The 18,154-nt window shown below is 72.3% G+C and carries 20 protein-coding genes; 14 read left to right on the top strand and 6 right to left on the bottom strand.

The window, feature by feature from the left end; all coding sequences use genetic code 11:
* The first annotated feature begins 56 nt into the window (after positions 1-56).
* The 4 genes from leuC (at position 57) to murA (ending at position 4,562) form a co-directional block, all read left to right on the top strand.
* Entirely contained in the window at positions 57-1,451 is a 1,395-nt protein-coding gene (gene leuC, locus ACPPVT_RS14785; protein ID WP_426561512.1) for a 3-isopropylmalate dehydratase large subunit, read from the top strand.
* Positions 1,452-1,464: 13 nt separating this feature from the next.
* Positions 1,465-2,058: a 3-isopropylmalate dehydratase small subunit gene (gene leuD, locus ACPPVT_RS14780; protein WP_426561510.1), complete on the top strand. Its 594-nt coding sequence runs from the start codon at positions 1,465-1,467 to the stop codon at positions 2,056-2,058.
* A gap of 343 nt (positions 2,059-2,401) precedes the next feature.
* A complete protein-coding gene (locus tag ACPPVT_RS14775; protein ID WP_426561508.1) occupies positions 2,402-3,166 on the top strand; it encodes an HU family DNA-binding protein in 765 nt (254 codons plus the stop codon).
* A gap of 79 nt (positions 3,167-3,245) precedes the next feature.
* Entirely contained in the window at positions 3,246-4,562 is a 1,317-nt protein-coding gene (gene murA / locus ACPPVT_RS14770; RefSeq protein WP_426561506.1) for a UDP-N-acetylglucosamine 1-carboxyvinyltransferase, read from the top strand.
* Positions 4,563-4,580: 18 nt separating this feature from the next.
* Here the strand turns inward: murA and ACPPVT_RS14765 are convergent, their stop codons facing one another.
* Complete coding sequence (locus ACPPVT_RS14765; RefSeq protein WP_426561504.1) at positions 4,581-4,784, bottom strand: cold-shock protein; 204 nt, start codon at positions 4,782-4,784, stop codon at positions 4,581-4,583.
* 10 nt (positions 4,785-4,794) lie between these two features.
* A complete protein-coding gene (cofC, locus tag ACPPVT_RS14760; RefSeq protein ID WP_426561502.1) occupies positions 4,795-5,457 on the bottom strand; it encodes a 2-phospho-L-lactate guanylyltransferase in 663 nt (220 codons plus the stop codon).
* A gap of 106 nt (positions 5,458-5,563) precedes the next feature.
* On the opposite strand from cofC, the gene ACPPVT_RS14755 reads away from it, so the two are divergent.
* Both ACPPVT_RS14755 and ACPPVT_RS14750 read left to right on the top strand, forming a co-directional pair.
* Positions 5,564-6,331, top strand: coding sequence for a lysophospholipid acyltransferase family protein (locus ACPPVT_RS14755; RefSeq protein ID WP_426561500.1), 768 nt, complete (start codon positions 5,564-5,566; stop codon positions 6,329-6,331).
* Positions 6,328-7,329 (top strand): NAD(P)H-dependent glycerol-3-phosphate dehydrogenase, encoded by a 1,002-nt coding sequence (locus ACPPVT_RS14750; RefSeq protein ID WP_426561498.1) that lies wholly within the window; start codon positions 6,328-6,330, stop codon positions 7,327-7,329. Before ACPPVT_RS14755 ends, ACPPVT_RS14750 begins: the two co-directional genes overlap by 4 nt.
* Positions 7,330-7,446: 117 nt before the next feature.
* On the opposite strand, the gene ACPPVT_RS14745 is transcribed toward ACPPVT_RS14750, so the two are convergent.
* Entirely contained in the window at positions 7,447-8,586 is a 1,140-nt protein-coding gene (locus ACPPVT_RS14745) for a trans-sulfuration enzyme family protein (protein WP_426561496.1), read from the bottom strand.
* Positions 8,587-8,630: 44 nt separating this feature from the next.
* On the opposite strand from ACPPVT_RS14745, the gene ACPPVT_RS14740 reads away from it, so the two are divergent.
* Entirely contained in the window at positions 8,631-9,785 is a 1,155-nt protein-coding gene (locus ACPPVT_RS14740; protein WP_426561494.1) for a D-alanine--D-alanine ligase family protein, read from the top strand.
* A 3-nt stretch (positions 9,786-9,788) separates the two neighbouring features.
* On the opposite strand, the gene ACPPVT_RS14735 is transcribed toward ACPPVT_RS14740, so the two are convergent.
* A complete protein-coding gene (locus tag ACPPVT_RS14735; protein ID WP_426561492.1) occupies positions 9,789-10,259 on the bottom strand; it encodes a DUF3515 domain-containing protein in 471 nt (156 codons plus the stop codon).
* Complete coding sequence (locus tag ACPPVT_RS14730) at positions 10,238-10,471, bottom strand: Lrp/AsnC ligand binding domain-containing protein (RefSeq protein WP_345714643.1); 234 nt, start codon at positions 10,469-10,471, stop codon at positions 10,238-10,240. The genes ACPPVT_RS14735 and ACPPVT_RS14730 overlap by 22 nt, the downstream gene beginning before the upstream one ends.
* 69 nt (positions 10,472-10,540) lie before the next feature.
* Here ACPPVT_RS14730 and ACPPVT_RS14725 point away from each other — a divergent pair, with 69 nt between their 5' ends.
* Entirely contained in the window at positions 10,541-11,527 is a 987-nt protein-coding gene (locus ACPPVT_RS14725) for a thiamine-phosphate kinase (RefSeq protein WP_426561490.1), read from the top strand.
* A 136-nt stretch (positions 11,528-11,663) separates the two neighbouring features.
* On the opposite strand, the gene rpmB is transcribed toward ACPPVT_RS14725, so the two are convergent.
* Positions 11,664-11,858, bottom strand: coding sequence for a 50S ribosomal protein L28 (gene rpmB / locus ACPPVT_RS14720; RefSeq protein WP_345714641.1), 195 nt, complete (start codon positions 11,856-11,858; stop codon positions 11,664-11,666).
* A 178-nt stretch (positions 11,859-12,036) separates the two neighbouring features.
* Between rpmB and ACPPVT_RS14715 the strand changes: the two genes are divergently transcribed.
* Genes ACPPVT_RS14715 through ACPPVT_RS14690 form a run of 6 tightly spaced genes read left to right on the top strand, consistent with a single transcriptional unit; the run spans position 12,037 to position 18,153 of the window.
* Positions 12,037-13,644, top strand: a complete 1,608-nt coding sequence (locus ACPPVT_RS14715; RefSeq protein WP_426561487.1) for a DAK2 domain-containing protein — start codon at positions 12,037-12,039, stop codon at positions 13,642-13,644.
* Positions 13,641-15,833, top strand: a complete 2,193-nt coding sequence (recG, locus tag ACPPVT_RS14710; RefSeq protein ID WP_426561485.1) for an ATP-dependent DNA helicase RecG — start codon at positions 13,641-13,643, stop codon at positions 15,831-15,833. The genes ACPPVT_RS14715 and recG overlap by 4 nt, the downstream gene beginning before the upstream one ends.
* Complete coding sequence (rsmD, locus tag ACPPVT_RS14705; protein ID WP_426561483.1) at positions 15,833-16,390, top strand: 16S rRNA (guanine(966)-N(2))-methyltransferase RsmD; 558 nt, start codon at positions 15,833-15,835, stop codon at positions 16,388-16,390. Before recG ends, rsmD begins: the two co-directional genes overlap by 1 nt.
* A 21-nt stretch (positions 16,391-16,411) precedes the next feature.
* Positions 16,412-16,915 carry a pantetheine-phosphate adenylyltransferase gene (coaD, locus tag ACPPVT_RS14700; protein WP_426561479.1) on the top strand — a complete coding sequence of 168 codons (504 nt, stop codon included), beginning with the start codon at positions 16,412-16,414 and terminating at the stop codon, positions 16,913-16,915.
* Between the two features lie 25 nt (positions 16,916-16,940).
* The gene (locus ACPPVT_RS14695) at positions 16,941-17,516 is read left to right on the top strand and encodes a hypothetical protein (protein ID WP_426561477.1); all 576 of its coding nucleotides are present in this window, start codon (positions 16,941-16,943) and stop codon (positions 17,514-17,516) included.
* 55 nt (positions 17,517-17,571) lie between these two features.
* Positions 17,572-18,153, top strand: coding sequence for a YceD family protein (locus tag ACPPVT_RS14690; protein WP_426567167.1), 582 nt, complete (start codon positions 17,572-17,574; stop codon positions 18,151-18,153).
* Position 18,154: the final 1 nt, after the last annotated feature.

The raw sequence follows: 18,154 nt of genomic DNA, 5'->3' as shown, positions 1-18,154 counted from the left end.
CGGCTCGACACGCCGGGGCCAACCGGCCGGGGCGCTGATGGGGAAGGAAGGCCACGATGGGCCGCACGCTGGCGGAGAAGGTCTGGGACGCGCACGTCGTACGTCGCGTCGAGGGTGAGCCGGACCTGCTCTACATCGACCTGCACCTGTTGCACGAGGTGACCAGCCCGCAGGCGTTCGACGGGCTGCGGCTCACCGACCGCGGCGTCCGGCGTCCGGACCTCACGATCGCCACCGAGGACCACAACGTGCCCACCGAGCCAGGGCCGATCACGGACCCCGTCTCGCGCACCCAGGTAGAGACGCTGCGCCGAAACTGCGCCGAGTTCGGAGTCCGGCTGCATCCGATGGGCGACCTCGACCAGGGCATCGTGCACGTGATCGGGCCACAGCTCGGCCTGACCCAGCCCGGCATGACCATCGTCTGCGGCGACTCGCACACCTCCACCCACGGCGCGTTCGGTGCCCTCGCCTTCGGCATCGGCACCAGCGAGGTCGAGCACGTGATGGCCACCCAGACGTTGTCGCTCAAGCCGTTCCAGACGATGGCCGTCACGGTCGAGGGCGCCCTGCCGGGCGGGGTCACGGCCAAGGACCTGATCCTCGCTGTGATCGCCAAGATCGGCACCGGTGGCGGTCAGGGCTACGTCATCGAGTACCGCGGCGAGGCGGTTCGCGCCCTGTCCATGGAGGCGCGGATGACGGTGTGCAACATGTCCATCGAAGCGGGCGCGCGGGCCGGGATGATCGCCCCCGACGAGACCACCTTCGAGTACCTGAGGGGACGCCCGCACGCACCGTCCGGGCGGGACTGGGACGACGCCGTCGAGGCCTGGCGGACGCTGCGCACCGACGACGACGCGACGTTCGACCACGAGGTGGTCATCGACGCCACGACGTTGGCCCCGTTCGTCACCTGGGGGACCAACCCGGGGCAGGGACTGCCGCTCGGCGCGAGCGTCCCCGAGCCGGCGCTGATCGTCGACGAGCACGAGCGGGTCGGAGCCGAGCGGGCCCTGGAGTACATGGGCCTCACCCCCGGAACGCCGTTGCGCGACATCGCGGTGGACACGGTGTTCGTCGGCTCCTGCACCAACGGGAGGATCGAGGACCTTCGCGCGGCTGCCGCGGTCATCAAGGGTCGGCGCGTGAAGGAGGGCGTGCGGATGCTGGTGGTCCCCGGCTCGGCGCGGGTCCGGTTGCAGGCCGAGAGCGAGGGGCTGGACGCGGTGTTCGAGGCCGCCGGCGCTGACTGGCGGCTGGCCGGATGCTCGATGTGCCTGGGAATGAACCCGGACCAGCTGGCACCCGGTGAGCGCAGCGCCTCGACCTCCAACCGCAACTTCGAGGGTCGGCAGGGCAAGGGTGGACGCACGCACCTGGTCTCGCCCGTCGTCGCAGCCGCCACCGCCGTGCGCGGCACTCTCTCCTCGCCCGCCGACCTGGACTGAACGGACACCGCACATGGAAGCCTTCACCACGCACACCGGCATCGGCGTCCCGTTGCGCCGCAGCAACGTCGACACCGACCAGATCATCCCGGCCGTCTATCTCAAGCGGGTCAGCCGGACCGGGTTCGAGGACGGCCTCTTCGCGGCTTGGCGCGGCGACGAGACGTTCGTGCTGAACGCGCCGGCGTTCCGCAGCGGCAGCGTGCTCGTCGCGGGTCAGGACTTCGGCACCGGCTCCTCGCGCGAGCATGCCGTGTGGGCCTTGATGGACTACGGGTTCCGCGTCGTCATCAGCTCACGCTTTGCCGACATCTTCCGCGGAAACTCCGGAAAGCAAGGTCTGCTCACGGCTCAGGTCGGACAGGACGACGTCGAGCTGCTCTGGAAGCTGCTGGAGAACGAGCCCGGCACCGAGGTGACGGTCGACCTGGTCTCCAAGACGGTTCGGGCGGGTGACATCCAGTGCCCGTTCCAGGTCGACGACTACACCCGCTGGCGGCTCCTCGAGGGTCTGGACGACATCTCGTTGACGCTCGGACACGAGGAAGCGATCAAGAATTTCGAGAGCACCCGTCCCGGGTACCTGCCCACCACGGTGGTCGGCTGAACGGGTGAGCCCCGGACCGGTCCTAGCAACCTCCGGGGCGGGCCGAGCGCCCCGCGACTCAACCCGAAACACGTTGCGGCACAGGTGGTCTCACCGAAACTCTGGATGCCGAGACGGCCCGGTGGTCACGCCGGGGACGGCGCCACGACACCCTGCCCGAACTCCCTCGAATCGTGCCGCGGGCGGCTCGGAGTGCTTGCGACACAAGCGTTGGAGGGGTGCAGGTGTTGGACGCGCGCCCGAAGTGGTCCTACCGTCGTCCTCGAACCGGGCGTCGGCTCGGCGGTAACAGCACCAGCTGGGCTGAGGGGCCCGGCAGACGATCTCCAAGAGGGGAACCGCAGTGAACAAGGGACAGCTGGTCGACGCACTCGAGTCGCGGCTCGGCAGCAAGAAGGCCGCAGCAGAGGCTCTTGAGGCCGTCGTTGACGTGATCACCGTGACCGTTGCCAAGGGCGAGAAGGTCGCCATCACGGGCTTCGGAACGTTCGAGAAGGCTGCTCGCGCGGCCCGGACCGGCCGTAACCCGCGCACCGGCCAGGCCGTGCGCATCAAGAAGACCTCGGTGCCACGCTTCCGCGCCGGCACCGCGTTCAAGGAGGTCACCTCCGACACGAAGGCGCTGCGCGCGTTCACCACCGCCGCCGCCGGCCGGGCCGCCTCCGCGACGACCCGCGTCGCCTCCAGCGTCGCGACCACGGCCAAGAAGGCCGCGGCTCCGGCGAAGGCAGCAGCGAAGAAGGCGGCTCCGGCGAAGAAGGCCGCTCCTGCCAAGAAGGCAGCAGCCAAGAAGGCGGCTCCGGCAAAGAAGGCCGCTCCTGCCAAGAAGGCAGCAGCCAAGAAGGCGGCTCCGGCCAAGAAGGCCGCTCCCGCCAAGAAGGCCGTCACGAAGAAGGCCGCTCCCGCCAAGAAGGCGGTCACGAAGAAGGCCGCACCGGCGAAGAAGGTCACCGCCAAGAAGGCCGTGACCAAGAAGGCTGCACCGGCGAAGAAGGCGGCGGCGAAGAAGGCCGCACCGGCCAAGAAGGCGGCCGCGAAGAAGGCCGCACCGGCCAAGAAGGCCGCGGCGAAGAAGACGACCGCCAAGCGCGCCGCCAAGAAGGCCTGAGCGCAGGCCCAGCACACCGGCAGACGGGGCCGGCACTCTCTCAGGGGGTGCCGGCCTCGCCGTTTGCCATGCTGGGGGGATGACCGATGTCCTCACGGTGCACGGCGGCCACCCCCTCAAAGGCGACATCAGCGTCCGCGGCGCCAAGAACCTGGTGTCCAAGGCCATGGTGGCGACCCTGCTCGGCGAGAGTCCCAGCACCCTTCGGGCCATCCCGCAGATCGCCGACGTGCGGATCGTGTCCGGGCTGCTCGAGCTGCACGGCGTGCACGTCACCGGTGGGGACGCTCTGGGCGAGCTGCATTTCGACCCGACCAACGTCGAGACCGCGCACGTGGCCGACATCGACGCGCACGCCGGCTCCAGCCGCATCCCGATCCTGTTCTGTGGCCCGTTGCTGCACCGGCTCGGTGAGGCGTTCATCCCGGACCTCGGCGGCTGCCGGATCGGCGAACGCCCGATCGACTACCACCTTGAGGTGCTGCGTCAGTTCGGCGCGCTCGTCGAGAAGCGGCCCGAGGGCCTGCGCCTGGCTGCGCCGCAACGGCTGCAGGGCACCAAGCTGACCCTGCCCTACCCGAGCGTCGGCAGCACCGAGCAGGTGCTGCTCACCGCCGTCCGCGCAGCCGGCCTGACCGAGCTGAGCAACGCGGCGATCGAACCGGAGATCCTCGACCTCATCGCGGTCCTGCAGAAGATGGGCGCCATCATCAGCGTGGACACCGACCGAGTCATCCGGATCGAGGGGGTCGACTCGCTGCAGGGCTTTACGCACACCGCCATGCCGGACCGGATCGAGGCCGCCTCCTGGGCGTGCGCGGCGCTGGCCACCCACGGCGAGATCTATGTCGAGGGTGCCCGCCAACCCGACATGATGACGTTCCTGAACGTGTTCCGGAAGATCGGCGGGGCGTTCGAGGTCGATGACGCCGGGATCCGGTTCTGGCGCGGGGGAGACGCGCAGCGCTCGGTGGTCCTGGAGACCGACGTCCACCCGGGTTTCATGACCGACTGGCAGCAGCCGCTCGTGGTCGCGCTGACCCAGACCCGAGGGCTGTCCATCGTGCACGAGACGGTCTACGAGAACCGTCTCGGTTTCACCCAGGCGCTCGTCGACATGGGCGCGACCATCCAGCTGTACCGCGAGTGCCTGGGCGGGCTTCCGTGCCGGTTCGGGCAGCGCAACTTCAAGCACTCCGCAGTCGTGTCCGGCCCGACCCCACTGCGCGGCGCAGACATCGAGGTGCCGGACCTGCGCGGCGGCTTCAGCTATCTGATCGCGGCCCTCGCCGCCGAGGGCACGTCCACCGTGCGGGGCATCGACCTGATCTACCGCGGGTACGAGCAGTTCCTGGACAAGCTGGACGCCGTGGGGGCGCGATACGAGCGTGGCTGAGCCGCCGGGCGGGGCGTCTCAGATGCCGTGGATCCGCATCCCGACGACGCGCTGTGTTCCGTCGGCTGCGTCGAGCTCGAGGGTCAGCCGCTGACCGACGCGCAGCATCCGCAGACCGCTGTCGTGGAAGGCATCGGCGTCGAACGGGACTCGGCGTCCGTCGTCCAGCAGCACCGAGCCCGCCCCGGTCGCGGTGTCGAACTCGTGCACCGAACCCTGCATGCGGCTCAGGCTACCGCCAGTGCGCCGCGAGCACTTCGGACGTCGCGGGCCCGACGCCCAGGCTCCGCGCCTCGCGCAGGTCTGAGGCGGTGTCGACGTCGCGGCGCAGCCGCGGCAGGTCCAGGTCCAGCCGCACCGCACCAAGATCGTGGTGCCGTCCGGCCGACCCCGGCCCGAAAGCGTGCCGCAGCGGGGTGTGCGGCCCGGCCGTGAGCAGCACGGTGCCGGTGCCGTCGCAGTCCGGCACCACCGCCGCAGTGTGCTGGCCGGCCGCGGTCAGCGCAGCGGTCAGGTCCGCCCCGTGCAGGGCGGGGACGTCGGCGAGCAGCACCCCGACCGGCGCGTCGTCCTGCAGCTCGAGGGCCCGGTCCGCGCCGGCCTGGACGGCCGCGGTGAGGCCGAGCCCGGGATCGGCCAGCAGCTCGATGTCCGGGTTGTCGACGCGGCGCGCCCGTACGGCGTCCGAGACCACCGGGTCCGCAGTCACCACGACCACCCGTCGTACCGCCACGCTGTCCAGCACGGCAGCGATCGAGTCCAGCGCGATGGCGCGGGCCAGCTCGGCCCTTGGCAGGTGGTCCGGACCGACGAGCCGGGTCTTGCCGCGGTCGGCGTGCTGCACCGGCAGGACCACGGTCCAGGACCTGCTCGTCGATGACAGGTCGCCGCGCACCACACGATGGTCGCAGTCATCGCGCGTACGCTCGACAACACCCCCAGCGACCGCGAGGATGCGAGCCCCGGCAGACTGGTCGGCCGGAACCGACGAAGGAGCACGGGTGTCGCAGCGGGAGCTGAGCTGGGCCTACCGGTTCGCCGTAGGTGTGCTCCGCCCGGTCTTCATGCTGGTGACCAATCGGGACTGGCGTGGCGCCGAGCACCTGCCCGAGACCGGGGGTTTCGTCGCCTGCTCCAACCACATGTCCTACGTGGACCCGGTCACCTTCGCGCACTTCCTGTTCGACAACGGCTGCCCGCCGTACTTCCTCGGCAAGGAGGAGGTCTTCCGCGTTCCGTTCGTCGGGTGGATCCTGCGCGAGGCCGAGCAGATCCCGGTGCACCGCGAGAGCGGCGATGCGGCCGCCGCGTTCGCCTCCGCCGTCGCCGCGGTCGAGGCCGGCAAGTGCCTGGCGGTCTTCCCGGAGGCGACGCTGACCCGGCAGCCGCAGCTGTGGCCGATGACGGGCAAGACCGGCGCTGCCCGGCTGGCGCTGACCACCGGGTCGCCCCTGGTCCCGATCGCGCAGTGGGGTGCGCAGGACATCCTGATGCCCTACGCGAAGCGGCTGCGACTGCTGCCGCGCAAGACCATCCACGTGCTGGCCGGACCGCCGGTCGACCTGGACGACCTGCGCGGCGAGCCGATCACCAGCGAGGTGCTCGTCGAGGCGACGCGGCGAGTGATGGCTGACGTCACCGGCCTGCTCGAGCAGCTGCGTGGCGAGAAGGCACCCGACGAGGTGTACGACCCGCGCGAGCACGACGTTCCGAGGATCGGGAACCCGGCGAAGGGCGCCAAGCGCCCACCGGCGCGGGGGAAGCGATGACTCGGTGTGCGGTGCTGGGCACCGGAAGCTGGGGCACAGCGTTCGCGCTGGTGCTCGCCGACGCCGGCTGCCAGGTGACGATGTGGGGCCGTCGGGCCGAGCTGACCGACCAGATCACCAGGACCCACCGCAACGGTGACTACCTGCCGGACATCGAGCTGCCCGCCTCGATCGTGGCCACCACCGATGCGGCGCAAGCGATGCGGGATGCCGACGTCGTGGTCCTCGCGCTGCCCTCCCAGACGATCCGCGAGCACCTGATGCAGTGGGCCGACCGGATTCCCGCGCAGGCGGCGGTGGTCTCGCTGATGAAGGGCGTCGAGCTCGGCACTACCCGACGGATGAGCGAGGTGATCGCCGAGGCGGGCAGGGTGGCGCCGGAGCGGGTCGTCGTCGTGTCCGGTCCCAACCTGGCGCCCGAGATCGCGCAGCGTCAGCCCGCGGCGAGCGTGGTGGCCTGCGTCGACCACGAGATGGCCGATCGGGTCGCGCACGCCTGTGCCACCCCCGCGTTCCGCCCCTACACCGGCACCGACGTGGTCGGGACCGAGCTCGGCGGGGCGGTCAAGAACGTCATCGGCCTTGCCGTCGGGATGGCCGAGGGCATGGGCCTGGGGGACAACACCAAGGCCACCATCGTCACCCGCGGGCTGGCGGAGACCGCCCGGCTCGGCGAGGCGCTCGGCGCCGACCCCGCGACGTTCGCCGGCCTCGCGGGGGTCGGCGACCTGATCGCCACCTGCATGTCGCCGTTGTCCCGCAACCGCACGTTCGGCGTGCAGCTCGGTCAGGGACGCAGCGTCGCCGAGGTGATCGCAGCCACCAGGCAGACCGCCGAGGGCGTGAAGTCCTGCCAGTCCATCCTGGACCTGGCCCGGGCGAACGGTGTGGACATGCCGATCACCGAGGGCGTGGTGGCAGTGGTGCACCACGGGCTGGCGCCGGACGAGATGGGACGACGGCTGCTGTCCCGCGCGCGCAAGGCCGAGGCGGACTGACGTCGCCACCGCGATGGTCACCGAGAGCTGGTCGTGATCACAGCCATTCCGCGGTGATCACCCCGGTGGTCACCCCGGTGGTCACCCCGGTGGTCACCCCGGTGGTCACCCCGGTGGTCACCGAGTGGCGGTCCGCAGGGCCTGGTCCAAGTCGGCCCACAGGTCTTCGACGTCCTCGATCCCGACCGAGAGCCGCAGCAGGTCCACGGGCACGTCGTCCGGCTCCAGCGGGTGGCGACGACGACGCTCGAGCGTGGACTCGACCCCGCCCAAGCTCGTCGTGTGCACCCACAGCCGGGTCGAGCAGGCCACCCGCTCGGCCAGCTCGGCGTCGCCGCCCACCTCGACCGCCACGATCGCCCCGAACCCGAGCATCTGCCGGGCTGCCCGCTGGTGACCCGGGTCGTCCGGCAGCGAGGGGTGGCGCACCCGGGACACCGCAGGGTGCTCGCTGAGCCGGCGAGCCAGCTCGGCCGCGTTTGCCTGGGCCCGCTCGTAACGCACGGCCAGCGTGCGCAGGCCGCGCAGCGCCAGCCACACCTCGGAGGGTCCGGCGATCGACCCGTTCAGCCGGCGGTGGGCGCGCAGCCGCTCGTGCAGCGCCCGGCCGGGGTCGTCGTCCCGGGTCACCGTCGCGCCGAGGATCACGTCGGAGTGGCCGGACAGGTACTTGGTCACCGAGTGCACGACGACGTCCGCGCCGTGGGCCAGCGGGCGCTGGCCGAGCGGCGTGGCGAAGGTGTTGTCCACGACGACCAGCGCGCCCGCGGCCTCGGCGGCCGCGACGAGCGCGGACAGGTCCGCCACGTCCAGCAGCGGGTTGGTCGGCGTCTCCACCACCAGCATGGCCGCGCCGTCCAGGGCTCCCTGCACGGCGGGGACGTCGGTCAGGTCGACCTCGCGCAGCTGCAGCCGGCCCTGCTGCGCCGACTCGCGCAGCAACGCGGTCGTGCCGGTGTAGGCGCTGGTCGGCGCCACCACGAGGCCGCCCTCGGGCACCAGGCCGGCGACCGCCGAGACCGCGGCCATGCCGGCCGAGTAGACCAGCGCCTGCCCGCCCTCGAGCGCGCCGAGCGCACTCTCGAACGCGTCCCAGGTCGGGTTCCCGGTGCGGCCGTAGTCGTACTGGCCGTCCGCACCGTACGTCGAGGTGAGCCAGATCGGCTCGTTCATCGCGGCACCCGGCCCGGCCGTCGGTCGCCCGGCGGCGACGGCCAGCGTGGCGGGCGAGTACTTGTCGTTGCGCTCGTCGGTCACGGGGTGAAGGCTAGCCGCCCGCTGCGGGGTAGGGTCGGTCGGCGATGAGCGACCAGTCGAGCTCCGAGTCGAGCCAGCAGCCCCGACCGCCCGCAGCGTCCCGGCCGCGGGTGGCCGTGGTGTTCGGCGGGCGGTCCAGCGAGCATGCGATCAGCTGCATGACCGCGGCCGGTGTGCTGCGCGCGTTGGACCGCGATCGTTACGACGTGGTCCCGGTCGGGATCGCCCAGGACGGGCGCTGGGTGCTCGCCGCGGACGATCCGGCGGCCCTGGAGGCCCACGGGCGCGAGCTGCCCGAGGTGGACACGAGCGGGCCGGGTGTCGTGGTCCCGATGAGCACCTCGGACCGCGCGCTGGTGGCGCTGCGGCCCGGCGAGGTGCCCGCCACGTTGGGTGACGTCGACGTGGTCTTTCCCCTGCTGCACGGGCCCTTCGGCGAGGACGGCACTTTGCAGGGGCTGCTCGAGCTCGGCGACGTGCCGTACGTCGGCTCGGGCGTGCTGGCCTCCGCCGCCGGCATGGACAAGCACTACATGAAGGTGCTGCTGGCCGGGCACGGGTTGCCGGTCGGGCCCTACCAGGTGGTCACCGCGCGGGACTGGCAGCAGGACAGCGAGGGCGTGCTGCAGCGGCTGCAGACGCTCGGCTTCCCGATGTTCGTCAAGCCGGCCCGGGCGGGGTCCAGCATCGGCATCACGAAGGTGGACGACGCGGCCGGGCTGCCGGCGGCGTTCGAGGTGGCCCGAGGCCACGACCCAAAGGTCGTGGTCGAGGCGGCCATCATCGGACGCGAGCTGGAGTGCGGGGTCCTGCAGGACCTCGACGGCACGCCGCGGGCCAGCGAGCTCGGTGAGATCGAGGTCGTCTCGGGGCACGCGTTCTACGACTTCGAGGCCAAGTACGTCGACGAGGCTGACGTCCGGCTCACGACCCCGGCCGACGTCCCGGCCGACGTGCGCGACCGGGTGCGCGAGCTCGCCGTCCAGGCCTTCGAGGTGATGGGCTGCGAGGGGCTGGCCCGGGTCGACGTGTTCTGGACGACGGCCGGCGACGTCGTGGTCAACGAGATCAACACGATGCCGGGCTTCACCCCGCACTCGATGTACCCGCGGATGTGGGCTGCGTCCGGCGTGGACTACCCGGCCCTGGTGGACCGGCTGGTCCAGCTCGCGCTGCGTCGTCCCACCGGTTTGCGCTGACCCTCAGCTGCAGTGGTTCGCGCCCTGCGGCACAGCGCCGGCCACCGAAGAGAAGGCCGACAGCAGCAGCGGCTCCGGTGCGTAGTCGTGCGGCACCAGCACCTGCACTGCGGGGTCGCGTCCGAAGGTGGTGAACGCGGCGCCGTCGTCCAGCACGTGCACCACCCAGTCCACCCCGTCGACGTCCAGGCACTCGTCGGTGGTCGCGCCGGGCGGCGTGACGCCGCAGCGCCAGATCACCGCAGGGTCACCCCAGGCCGCGACCGCGGGGGAGCCGGACGTCGTCCGCACCCGTCCCTGGCCGTGCACCTTCGCGGGCAGGTCGTCGGCCATCGCCGCGCATCGCGGGTTCGCTGCGTCGGCGGGCGCGGACACGCGCAGGGGACGCCAGTGCCACCAGGAGACCGCACCGAGCGCGAGCAGCGCCGCGACGGCCAGCGAGAGGACGAGGATCAGACGTGGACGACGGTGCACGTCAACGTGCGGGTGATTCCGGCGACGTCCTGGATCTTCGCTATGACGAGCTTGCCCAACTCGTCGACGTTGCGAGCCTCGACCCGCGCGATGACGTCGTAGGGGCCGGTGACGTCCTCTGCGAGGGTGACGCCGGAGATGCCGGCGATCGTCTCGGCGACCGTGGCCGCCTTGCCGACCTCGGTCTGGATGAGGATGTAGGCCTGCACCACCACCGCGTCCTCCAGGGGTTCGTGCGGTGCCCGCTGCTCCGCGTCGAAGCGAACGCTACCGTGCCGGACGTGTCAGATGACCGTTCGGGGCAGCCCACTCTTGCCGACGTCGGTGAGGACGGCCTGCTCGCCGCGATCTTCCCTCGCCTGCCGCACGCCGCCGGCACCTTGGTCGGGCCCGGTGACGACACCGCGGTGGTGAATGCGCCGGACGGTCGGGTGGTCGCGACGACCGACGTCCTGGTCGAAGGACGGGACTTCCGGCGGGACTGGTCCAGCGCGCAGGACGTCGGCTGGAAGGCCGCCGCGCAGAACCTCGCGGACGTCGCGGCGATGGGCGCCGTGCCCACCGCGCTGCTGGTCGGGTTGGTCGCGCCGCCGGAGCTGGAGGTGTCCTGGGCCGTGGGCCTCGCGGACGGTCTGGCGGCGGCCTGCTCCGGGACGGGCGCCGGGGTGGTCGGCGGGGACCTGTCCTCCGGCCCTTTGATCGTGGTGTCCGTCACCGCGCTGGGCGACCTCCAGGGACGCGACCCGGTGCTGCGATCGCAGGCACGCCCAGGCGAGGTGGTGGCGGTGGCCGGCCCGCTGGGTCGGTCCGCGGCCGGGTGGGAGCTGCTGCGGCTCGGCCGCGGCGATGTCGCGGCCGAGCTGGTGGCCGCGCACCGTCGTCCGACCCCGCCCTACGCGTCCGGGGTCGTGGCCGCGGTGGCGGGCGCGACGTCCATGCTCGACGTCAGCGACGGACTCGGGCGCGACCTCGGCCGGATCGCCCGTGCCAGCGGGGTCGGCATCAACCTCGATGGCTGGCTCGCTGATGCGTCCGCGTTCCCGGAGCTGTTGGCTGCAGCGCAGGTGCTCTCCGACCCTTCGCTCGTGCTGAGCTGGGTGCTCGGCGGTGGCGAGGACCACTGCCTGGTAGCGACCTTCCCGGCTGACGCGACCTTGCCGGACGGCTTCGACCGGATCGGCGAGGTCATCCCCGCGACCGGGCCCGCACCCGTGCTGCTGGACGGCGAGCCGCTCGACACGCTCGGCTGGGACCACTTCCGCCCCTGACCTGACGCAAAGGGGGCACCTGAGCTCGGCGGAGTGCCCGATCTGCGTCAGGTCAGCGATCGCGACGGGCGCAGCAAACAGCGCGAAGGCCGGCCCACGTTGGGGGACCGGCCTTCGGAACGAGCTGTTCAGCGGGTCAGCGAGTGACCTTGCCCGCCTTGAGGCAGGACGTGCAGACGTTCAGACGCTTCGGGGTCACGCCAGCGGCGCCGACCTTGGCGCGCACGCGCTGGATGTTCGGGTTCCAGCGACGCTTGGTCCGACGGTGCGAGTGCGAGATGGAATGACCGAAACCCGGCCCCTTGCCGCAGACGTCGCAGTTGGCAGCCACGGGTGTTCTCCTGATCCACTGGTTCTGTCGGTGTCCCGCGCGCCAGCCATCCAGCACGATTGTGTGGGCGGGACGCGCGAGAGTGCCCGAGCCTTCGGGCAGCCGATACAGCGTAGCCGACGGCGGCCCGTGAGCCCAAACCGACGGTCTTGACGTACCGGCAGGCTAGCCTTCCACCGTGCTCGATCACCTCGACGCCCGCGCGGCCAGACGATGGGGGATCGCCGCGCTCGAGCACCTCGGTGACCAGCGCGACGAGATCGACGGGCTCAACGTCTACCCCGTCCCGGACGGCGACACCGGGACCAACCTGTACCTGACCGTCGAGGCCGCGGTGGCCGCTGTCGAGCAGCTGCCGGATGGCGCCGACCTGGCCGCCGTGGCCGACGGGTTCGCCCGTGGCGCCCTGCTCGGCGCCCACGGCAACTCCGGGGTGATCCTGAGCCAGCTGCTGCGCGGCTGGGCGGACGTGCTGGGCGAGCAGCCGGACGGCGGCGGCGCGGCAGTGCGAGCCGCGCTCGGCCGGGCCACCGAACAGGCGTACGCCGCCGTCGGGCGACCGGTCGAGGGCACGATGCTCAGCGTCGCCCGGGCCGCCTCGTCAGCCGCCGGGGAGTGCGTCGACGCACCGCTGGGCCGCACCCTCGAGCACGCCGTGACGGCGGCCCGCGAGGCCCTTGCCCGGACGCCCGAACAGCTGGAGGCGCTGGCCCGCGCAGGCGTGGTCGACGCCGGGGGGAAGGGTGTCGTGATCCTGCTCGAGGCGCTCGCGAACACCGTGTCCGGACGTCGCTCGGTGCGCCGCCGCGCCCGGCCGGCCGGCGGACCCAGCGCGGCGCAGAGCTGCGGCGACCTCGCGCCGGGCGGCCCGTCGTACGAGGTGATGTACCTGCTGGACGCCGTTGACGGGCAGGTGCCCGGGCTGCGAACCGCGCTTGACGGGCTGGGCGACTCCCTCGTGGTGGTCGGCGGTGGCGGACTGTGGAACGTGCACGTGCACACCGACGACGTCGGTGCCGCCGTCGAGGCCGGCATCGTCGCCGGCCGTCCCTACCGGATCCGGGTGACCCACTTCGCCGACCAGCGCGAACGGTGGGCACGGGCCAACGGTGCGGCCGGGTCGGGCGTGGCCGTGGTGGCTGCCGCGGCCGGGCCGGGGCTGGAGCGGCTGTTCGCCGCCTGTGGCGCCGTCGTGGTGCGTAGCGCATCGGGCCGGCGCGCTTCCACCGGTGAGCTGCTCGACGCGGTCCGCGCCACCGGCGCCGCCTCCGTCGTGCTGCTGCCGAACGACCCGGACACGCTGGTCTCGGCCCGGGCCGCCGCGACCGCAGCCCGCGACGAGGGGCTGCAGGTCGCGGTCCTGCCGAGCCGGGCCGCCGTCCAGGGCCTGGCCGCGATCGCGGTGCACGACGCCGCCGGGTCGGCGTCCGAGGACCTCGTGCGAATGGCCGCCGCTGCCGCGGCCACCCGGCACGGCGCGGTCACCCTGGCCTCGCGCGACGCCCTGACGTCCTCGGGCTGGTGCCGGGTCGGCGACGCGCTCGGCATGGTCGAGGGCGACGTCGTGGTGGTCGGTGACGACCTGCGCCAGGTCTCGCGCACCGTGGTGGCCCGGATGCTGGCCGCCGGCGGCGAGCTGCTCACCGTGGTGACCGGGGCCGACCCGGTCTCGCAGGCCCTGGCCGAGGCTGTGCTGGACGAGGTGCGTGACACCCGCCGGGACGTCGAGGTGAGCGTCGTGGACGGTGGCCAGGAGGGCTACCCGCTGCTGCTGGGACTCGAGTGAACGAGCTGGACGTGCCGGTCGGGCGACGGGTCGGCGCCAAGGCGGCGACGGCGCTGGAGAAGCAGTTCGGCATCCGCACGGTGGGCCAGCTGCTGCGGCACTACCCGCGCCGCTACGTCGAGCGCGGCGAGCGGACGGACCTGTCCAGCCTGCGCCTCGACGAGCACGTCACCGTCCTGGCCGAGGTGCTCGAGGTCCGGGTGCACTCGATGAAGAGCCGCCCCGGGGCCCGGGTCCAGGTGCGCATAGGCGATGGGCGGGGCACCCTCGACCTGGTCTTCTTCGCGGCCAAGAAGTGGTCGGCGCAGAAGTTCGAGCGCGAGCTGGCGGTGGGCACCGTCGGGCTGTTCAGCGGTCGGGTCGGGCTCTACCAGAGCCGGCGCCAGCTGGCGCACCCCGTGTTCGACGTGCTGCCGGACGCCGACGAGGACGCCGCGCAGGCGTTGGCCGAGAAGCCGATCCCGATCTACCCGGCCGGCGCTGGTATCCAGTCCTGGCAGGTACGCAACGCGATCTCGCCGATCGTGACGACCCTGCCGCCGCTGCCGGACCCGCTGCCCGACGAGCTGCGCGCCCGCCGCGGCCTGCTCGGCATCGACGAGGCGATCCGCGCAGTGCACGACCCGGCGACCATCGAGGACGCCATGGCCGCCCGCGCCCGGCTGACGTTCGAGGAGGCCTTCGTCCTGCAGTCGGCGCTGCTGCGCCGCCGGGCGGCGCTCGCCGAGCTCGCCGCGACGCCCCGCCTCGCGCGTCCGGACGGGCTGCTGGCCAGGTTCGACGAGCGGCTGCCGTTCGAGCTGACCCGCGGCCAACGTGCGGTCGGCGAACAGCTGACCACCGACCTGGCGGGCGCCTCGCCGATGCACCGGCTGCTGCAGGGCGAGGTCGGCTCCGGCAAGACGCTGGTGGCGTTGCGCGCCATGCTCACCGTGGTCGACGCGGGTGGCCAGGCGGCTCTGCTGGCACCGACCGAGGTGCTGGCCGTGCAGCACAACCGCTCGATCACCACGATGCTCGGTGACCTCGCCGAGGCCGGCATGCTCGGTGGCGGCGACGTCGCGACCCGGGTGGCCCTGCTGACTGGCTCGCAGCCGGCCGCGGTCCGTCGCCGGATGTTGCTGCAGGCGGCCAGCGGCGAGGCCGCCATCGTGATCGGGACGCACGCTCTGCTGCAGGAGCACGTGCAGTTCGCCGACCTCGGTCTGGTGGTCGTCGACGAGCAGCACCGGTTCGGCGTCGAGCAGCGGGATGCGTTGCGGGCCAAGGGTTCCGTGCCGCCGCACCTGCTGGTGATGACCGCCACCCCGATCCCGCGCACGGTCGCCATGACGGTGTTCGGTGACCTGGAGACCTCGACCCTGGAAGAGCTGCCGCCCGGCCGCTCACCGGTCGTCACGCACGTCGTTCCGGGCGACAACCCGGCTTGGATGTCGCGCACCTGGCAACGGGTGCGCGAGGAGGTGGACGCCGGGCGCCAGGCCTTCGTGGTGTGTCCGCGGATCGGCGGCGACGACGCGTCCGCGGACGACGGCCTGGAGCCGACAGTGCCGGACGAGGACGGCCTGCGCCGTCCGCCGCTGGCAGTGCTGGACGTGATCGACGGGCTGCGCGCCGAGCCGGCCCTGATCGGGCTGCGCGTCGAGCTCCTGCACGGACGCCTGCCGGTGGAGGAGCGCGAGGCCACCATGGCCGCCTTCACGGCGGGTGAGGTGGACGTGCTGGTGGCCACCACCGTCGTCGAGGTCGGGGTCGACGTCCCGAACGCGACGACGATGGTGGTGCTGGACGCCGACCGGTTCGGCATCTCCCAGCTGCACCAGCTGCGCGGCCGGATCGGGCGCGGCCAGGCCGCCGGACTCGCACTGCTGGTCACCGAGGCGTCACCGGACTCACCGGCCCGCGAGCGGCTGGACGCGGTGGCCTCGACCACGGACGGGTTCGCGCTGTCTCGGATTGACCTGGAGCAGCGGCGCGAGGGCGACGTGCTCGGTGCCGCGCAGTCCGGCTTCCGCTCCTCGCTGCGGCTGCTGCGGGTGCTGCGCGACGAGGAGCTGATCGTCCAGGCTCGCCAGGAGGCGGCCGCCGTGGTCGACGCCGACCCGCACCTGAGCGACCACGCCGCGCTGGCAGCGGCGATCGACGAGCTCGTCGGGGGCGACCGCGAGGACTACCTGGAGCGCGGCTGATGACCCGGATCATCGCCGGGTCGGCCCGCGGCCGGCGGCTGCAGGTGCCCCCCGGCCGGGACACCCGCCCGACCAGCGACCGGGTGCGCGAGGCGCTGTTCAGCCGGCTCGAGCACGAGGGCGTGCTGGACGACGCGCACGTGCTCGACCTGTACGCGGGTTCCGGTGCGCTCGGGCTGGAGGCGCTCAGCCGCGGTGCGCGCAGTGCGCTGCTGGTCGAGTCGGACCGGGGGACCGCGGCGCTGGTGCGACGCAACCTGGGCGCCACCGGCCTGGACGGCGCGAGCGTGCTCGCCGTACCCGTCGCCCGGGCGCTCGCCCGACCGAGCGGTCAGGCGGTGGACCTGGTGCTGGCCGACCCGCCGTACCCGCTGGAGGAACCGGCGCTGGCCGAAGTGCTCGCCCTGCTGGTCGACAACGGCTGGCTGGCGCAGGGAGCCGTGGTCGTCGTCGAGCGGTCCACCCGCAGCCCTGAACCGACCTGGCCGGACGGCCTGACCCGGGTGGACGAGCGGACCTACGGCGAGACGCGGCTGTGGTTCGCCGACGCCGACTGACCCAGGCTGTAGGTTCGGCGCGTGGATGCTGACCTGAGCGGGCCGCGGTTGCGGCGGTGCGTCTGCCCGGGGTCCTACGACCCGGTGACGCTGGGCCACCTGGACATCGTCGCGCGAGCGGGTGAGCTGTTCGACGAGGTGGTCGTAGCGGTGCTCTACAACCCGGACAAGTCCGGCACGTTCAGCGCCGACGAGCGGGTCGAGCTGCTGCGGGCCAGCCTGGGCGACCGGCCGGGGGTCCGGGTGGAGCAGTTCGCCGCCAGGCTGCTGGTGGACGTCTGCGACGAGCTCGGCGCCGGCCACGTGGTGAAGGGGCTGCGCAGTGGCGCCGACCTGGAGTACGAGCGTCCGATGGCCCTGATGAACCGCCACCTGACCGGGCTCGAGACGATCTTCGTGGTCGCCGACCCGCAGTGGCAGCACGTGTCGAGCACGCTGGTCCGGCAGGTCAGCGCCTACGGTGGCGACGTGTCCGGTCTGGTGCCCGAGGTCGTCCTCGAGGCCCTGGCGAAGCGGCGGGGCTGATCCCAGTATCGCGAGAGGAGTGGCAGTGGACGTTCACGGCAAGCTCGACGAGGTGACCCACTACGTCGAGGACGCGCGGGCCATGCCGATGTCGGCCTCCGCGCTGGTCAACCGGGCCGAGCTGCTGGCGATGCTGGACGACCTGCGCGAGCTGCTCCCCGAGGAGCTGCACCACGCCGACATCCTGCTCTCGGACCGCGACGCCGTGGTGGCGCAGGGCCGCGAGGAGGCCGAGCGGCTGCTGGCGCAGGCCCAGGCCGAGCACGACCGGCTGGTCGAGCAGAGCGAGGTCGTGGTCAGCGCCCGCACCCGCGCCGCGCAGGTGCAGGCCCAGGCGCAGGCGGAGGCGACCAGGCTGCTGTCCGAGGCGGACGACTACGTGGACCGCAAGCTGGGGGAGTTCGAGGTCACGCTGGACAAGCTGCTGCAGCAGGTGCAGCGCGGGCGCGAGCACCTGTCCCAACGGGCCGCGGCCGACCGGGCGCACGGACTGACCGCGGACGCCGACCTGGCGACCGTGCAGGAGGACGCCGCGGACGTCGTACCGAGCATCCCGGACGCCGCCGAGCGCATCGCGGACCTCGACGAGTTGGGCCGCTGAGCACAAGTCCGGTAGCCTGTTGCGTCGGCCCTGAACGGCCGGAACTGACATCTTCCTGGAGCTCGCGATTTCCCTCGATCCCCGTGCGCCACTCGTGCTCGATGTGCATGAGCTCGGCAGACGCCCGGGGTCGATGATCACGATCTCCCGGCAGGTGCCTGCTCCGGCAGAGATGGGCACCGACATCATCGGTTTCACCGAAGGCGCCCCCTTGGGGCTCGACCTTCGTCTGGAGTCGGTGATGGAGGGGGTCCTCGTGACCGGCACGGTTCGCGGTAGCGCGACCGGGGAGTGCATTCGGTGCCTGACCGACCTCGAGAAGGACGTCGAGGTCGGCCTGACGGAGCTGTTCGCCTACCCGGGAAAGCGACCCGAGGAGGATGTCGACGAGGACGACGTGCGTGAGCTCGAAGGAGATCTGATCGATCTCGAGCCCTCGCTCAGGGACGCGGTGGTGCCAGCACTCCCGTTCCAACCGGTGTGCCAGGACGACTGTCCGGGACTGTGCTCCGAGTGTGGAGCGCGCCTGGCGGACGACCCGGAGCACCACCACGACGTGGTCGACCCCCGGTGGGCCGCGTTGCAAGGGCTGGCCCAGACCGAGGGCGAGCAGACCGACGACGAGGAAGAGAACTGAC

The sequence above is a fragment of the Angustibacter sp. McL0619 genome (assembly GCF_049994355.1).
Taxonomy (GTDB): Bacteria; Actinomycetota; Actinomycetes; order Actinomycetales; family Angustibacteraceae; genus Angustibacter.
This window is presented reverse-complemented; position numbering and strand designations above follow the sequence as displayed.

Bases quoted from the DNA above. Each gene is read 5' to 3' on its own strand.
- ACPPVT_RS14750 (WP_426561498.1), top strand. From the start codon at position 6,328: ATGACTCGGTGTGCGGTGCTGGGCACCGGAAGCTGGGGCACAGCGTTC.
- ACPPVT_RS14765 (WP_426561504.1), bottom strand. From the start codon at position 4,784: ATGCAGGGTTCGGTGCACGAGTTCGACACCGCGACCGGGGCGGGCTCG.
- ACPPVT_RS14740 (WP_426561494.1), top strand. From the start codon at position 8,631: ATGAGCGACCAGTCGAGCTCCGAGTCGAGCCAGCAGCCCCGACCGCCC.
- leuD (WP_426561510.1), top strand. From the start codon at position 1,465: ATGGAAGCCTTCACCACGCACACCGGCATCGGCGTCCCGTTGCGCCGC.
- murA (WP_426561506.1), top strand. From the start codon at position 3,246: ATGACCGATGTCCTCACGGTGCACGGCGGCCACCCCCTCAAAGGCGAC.
- rsmD (WP_426561483.1), top strand. From the start codon at position 15,833: ATGACCCGGATCATCGCCGGGTCGGCCCGCGGCCGGCGGCTGCAGGTG.
- leuC (WP_426561512.1), top strand. From the start codon at position 57: ATGGGCCGCACGCTGGCGGAGAAGGTCTGGGACGCGCACGTCGTACGT.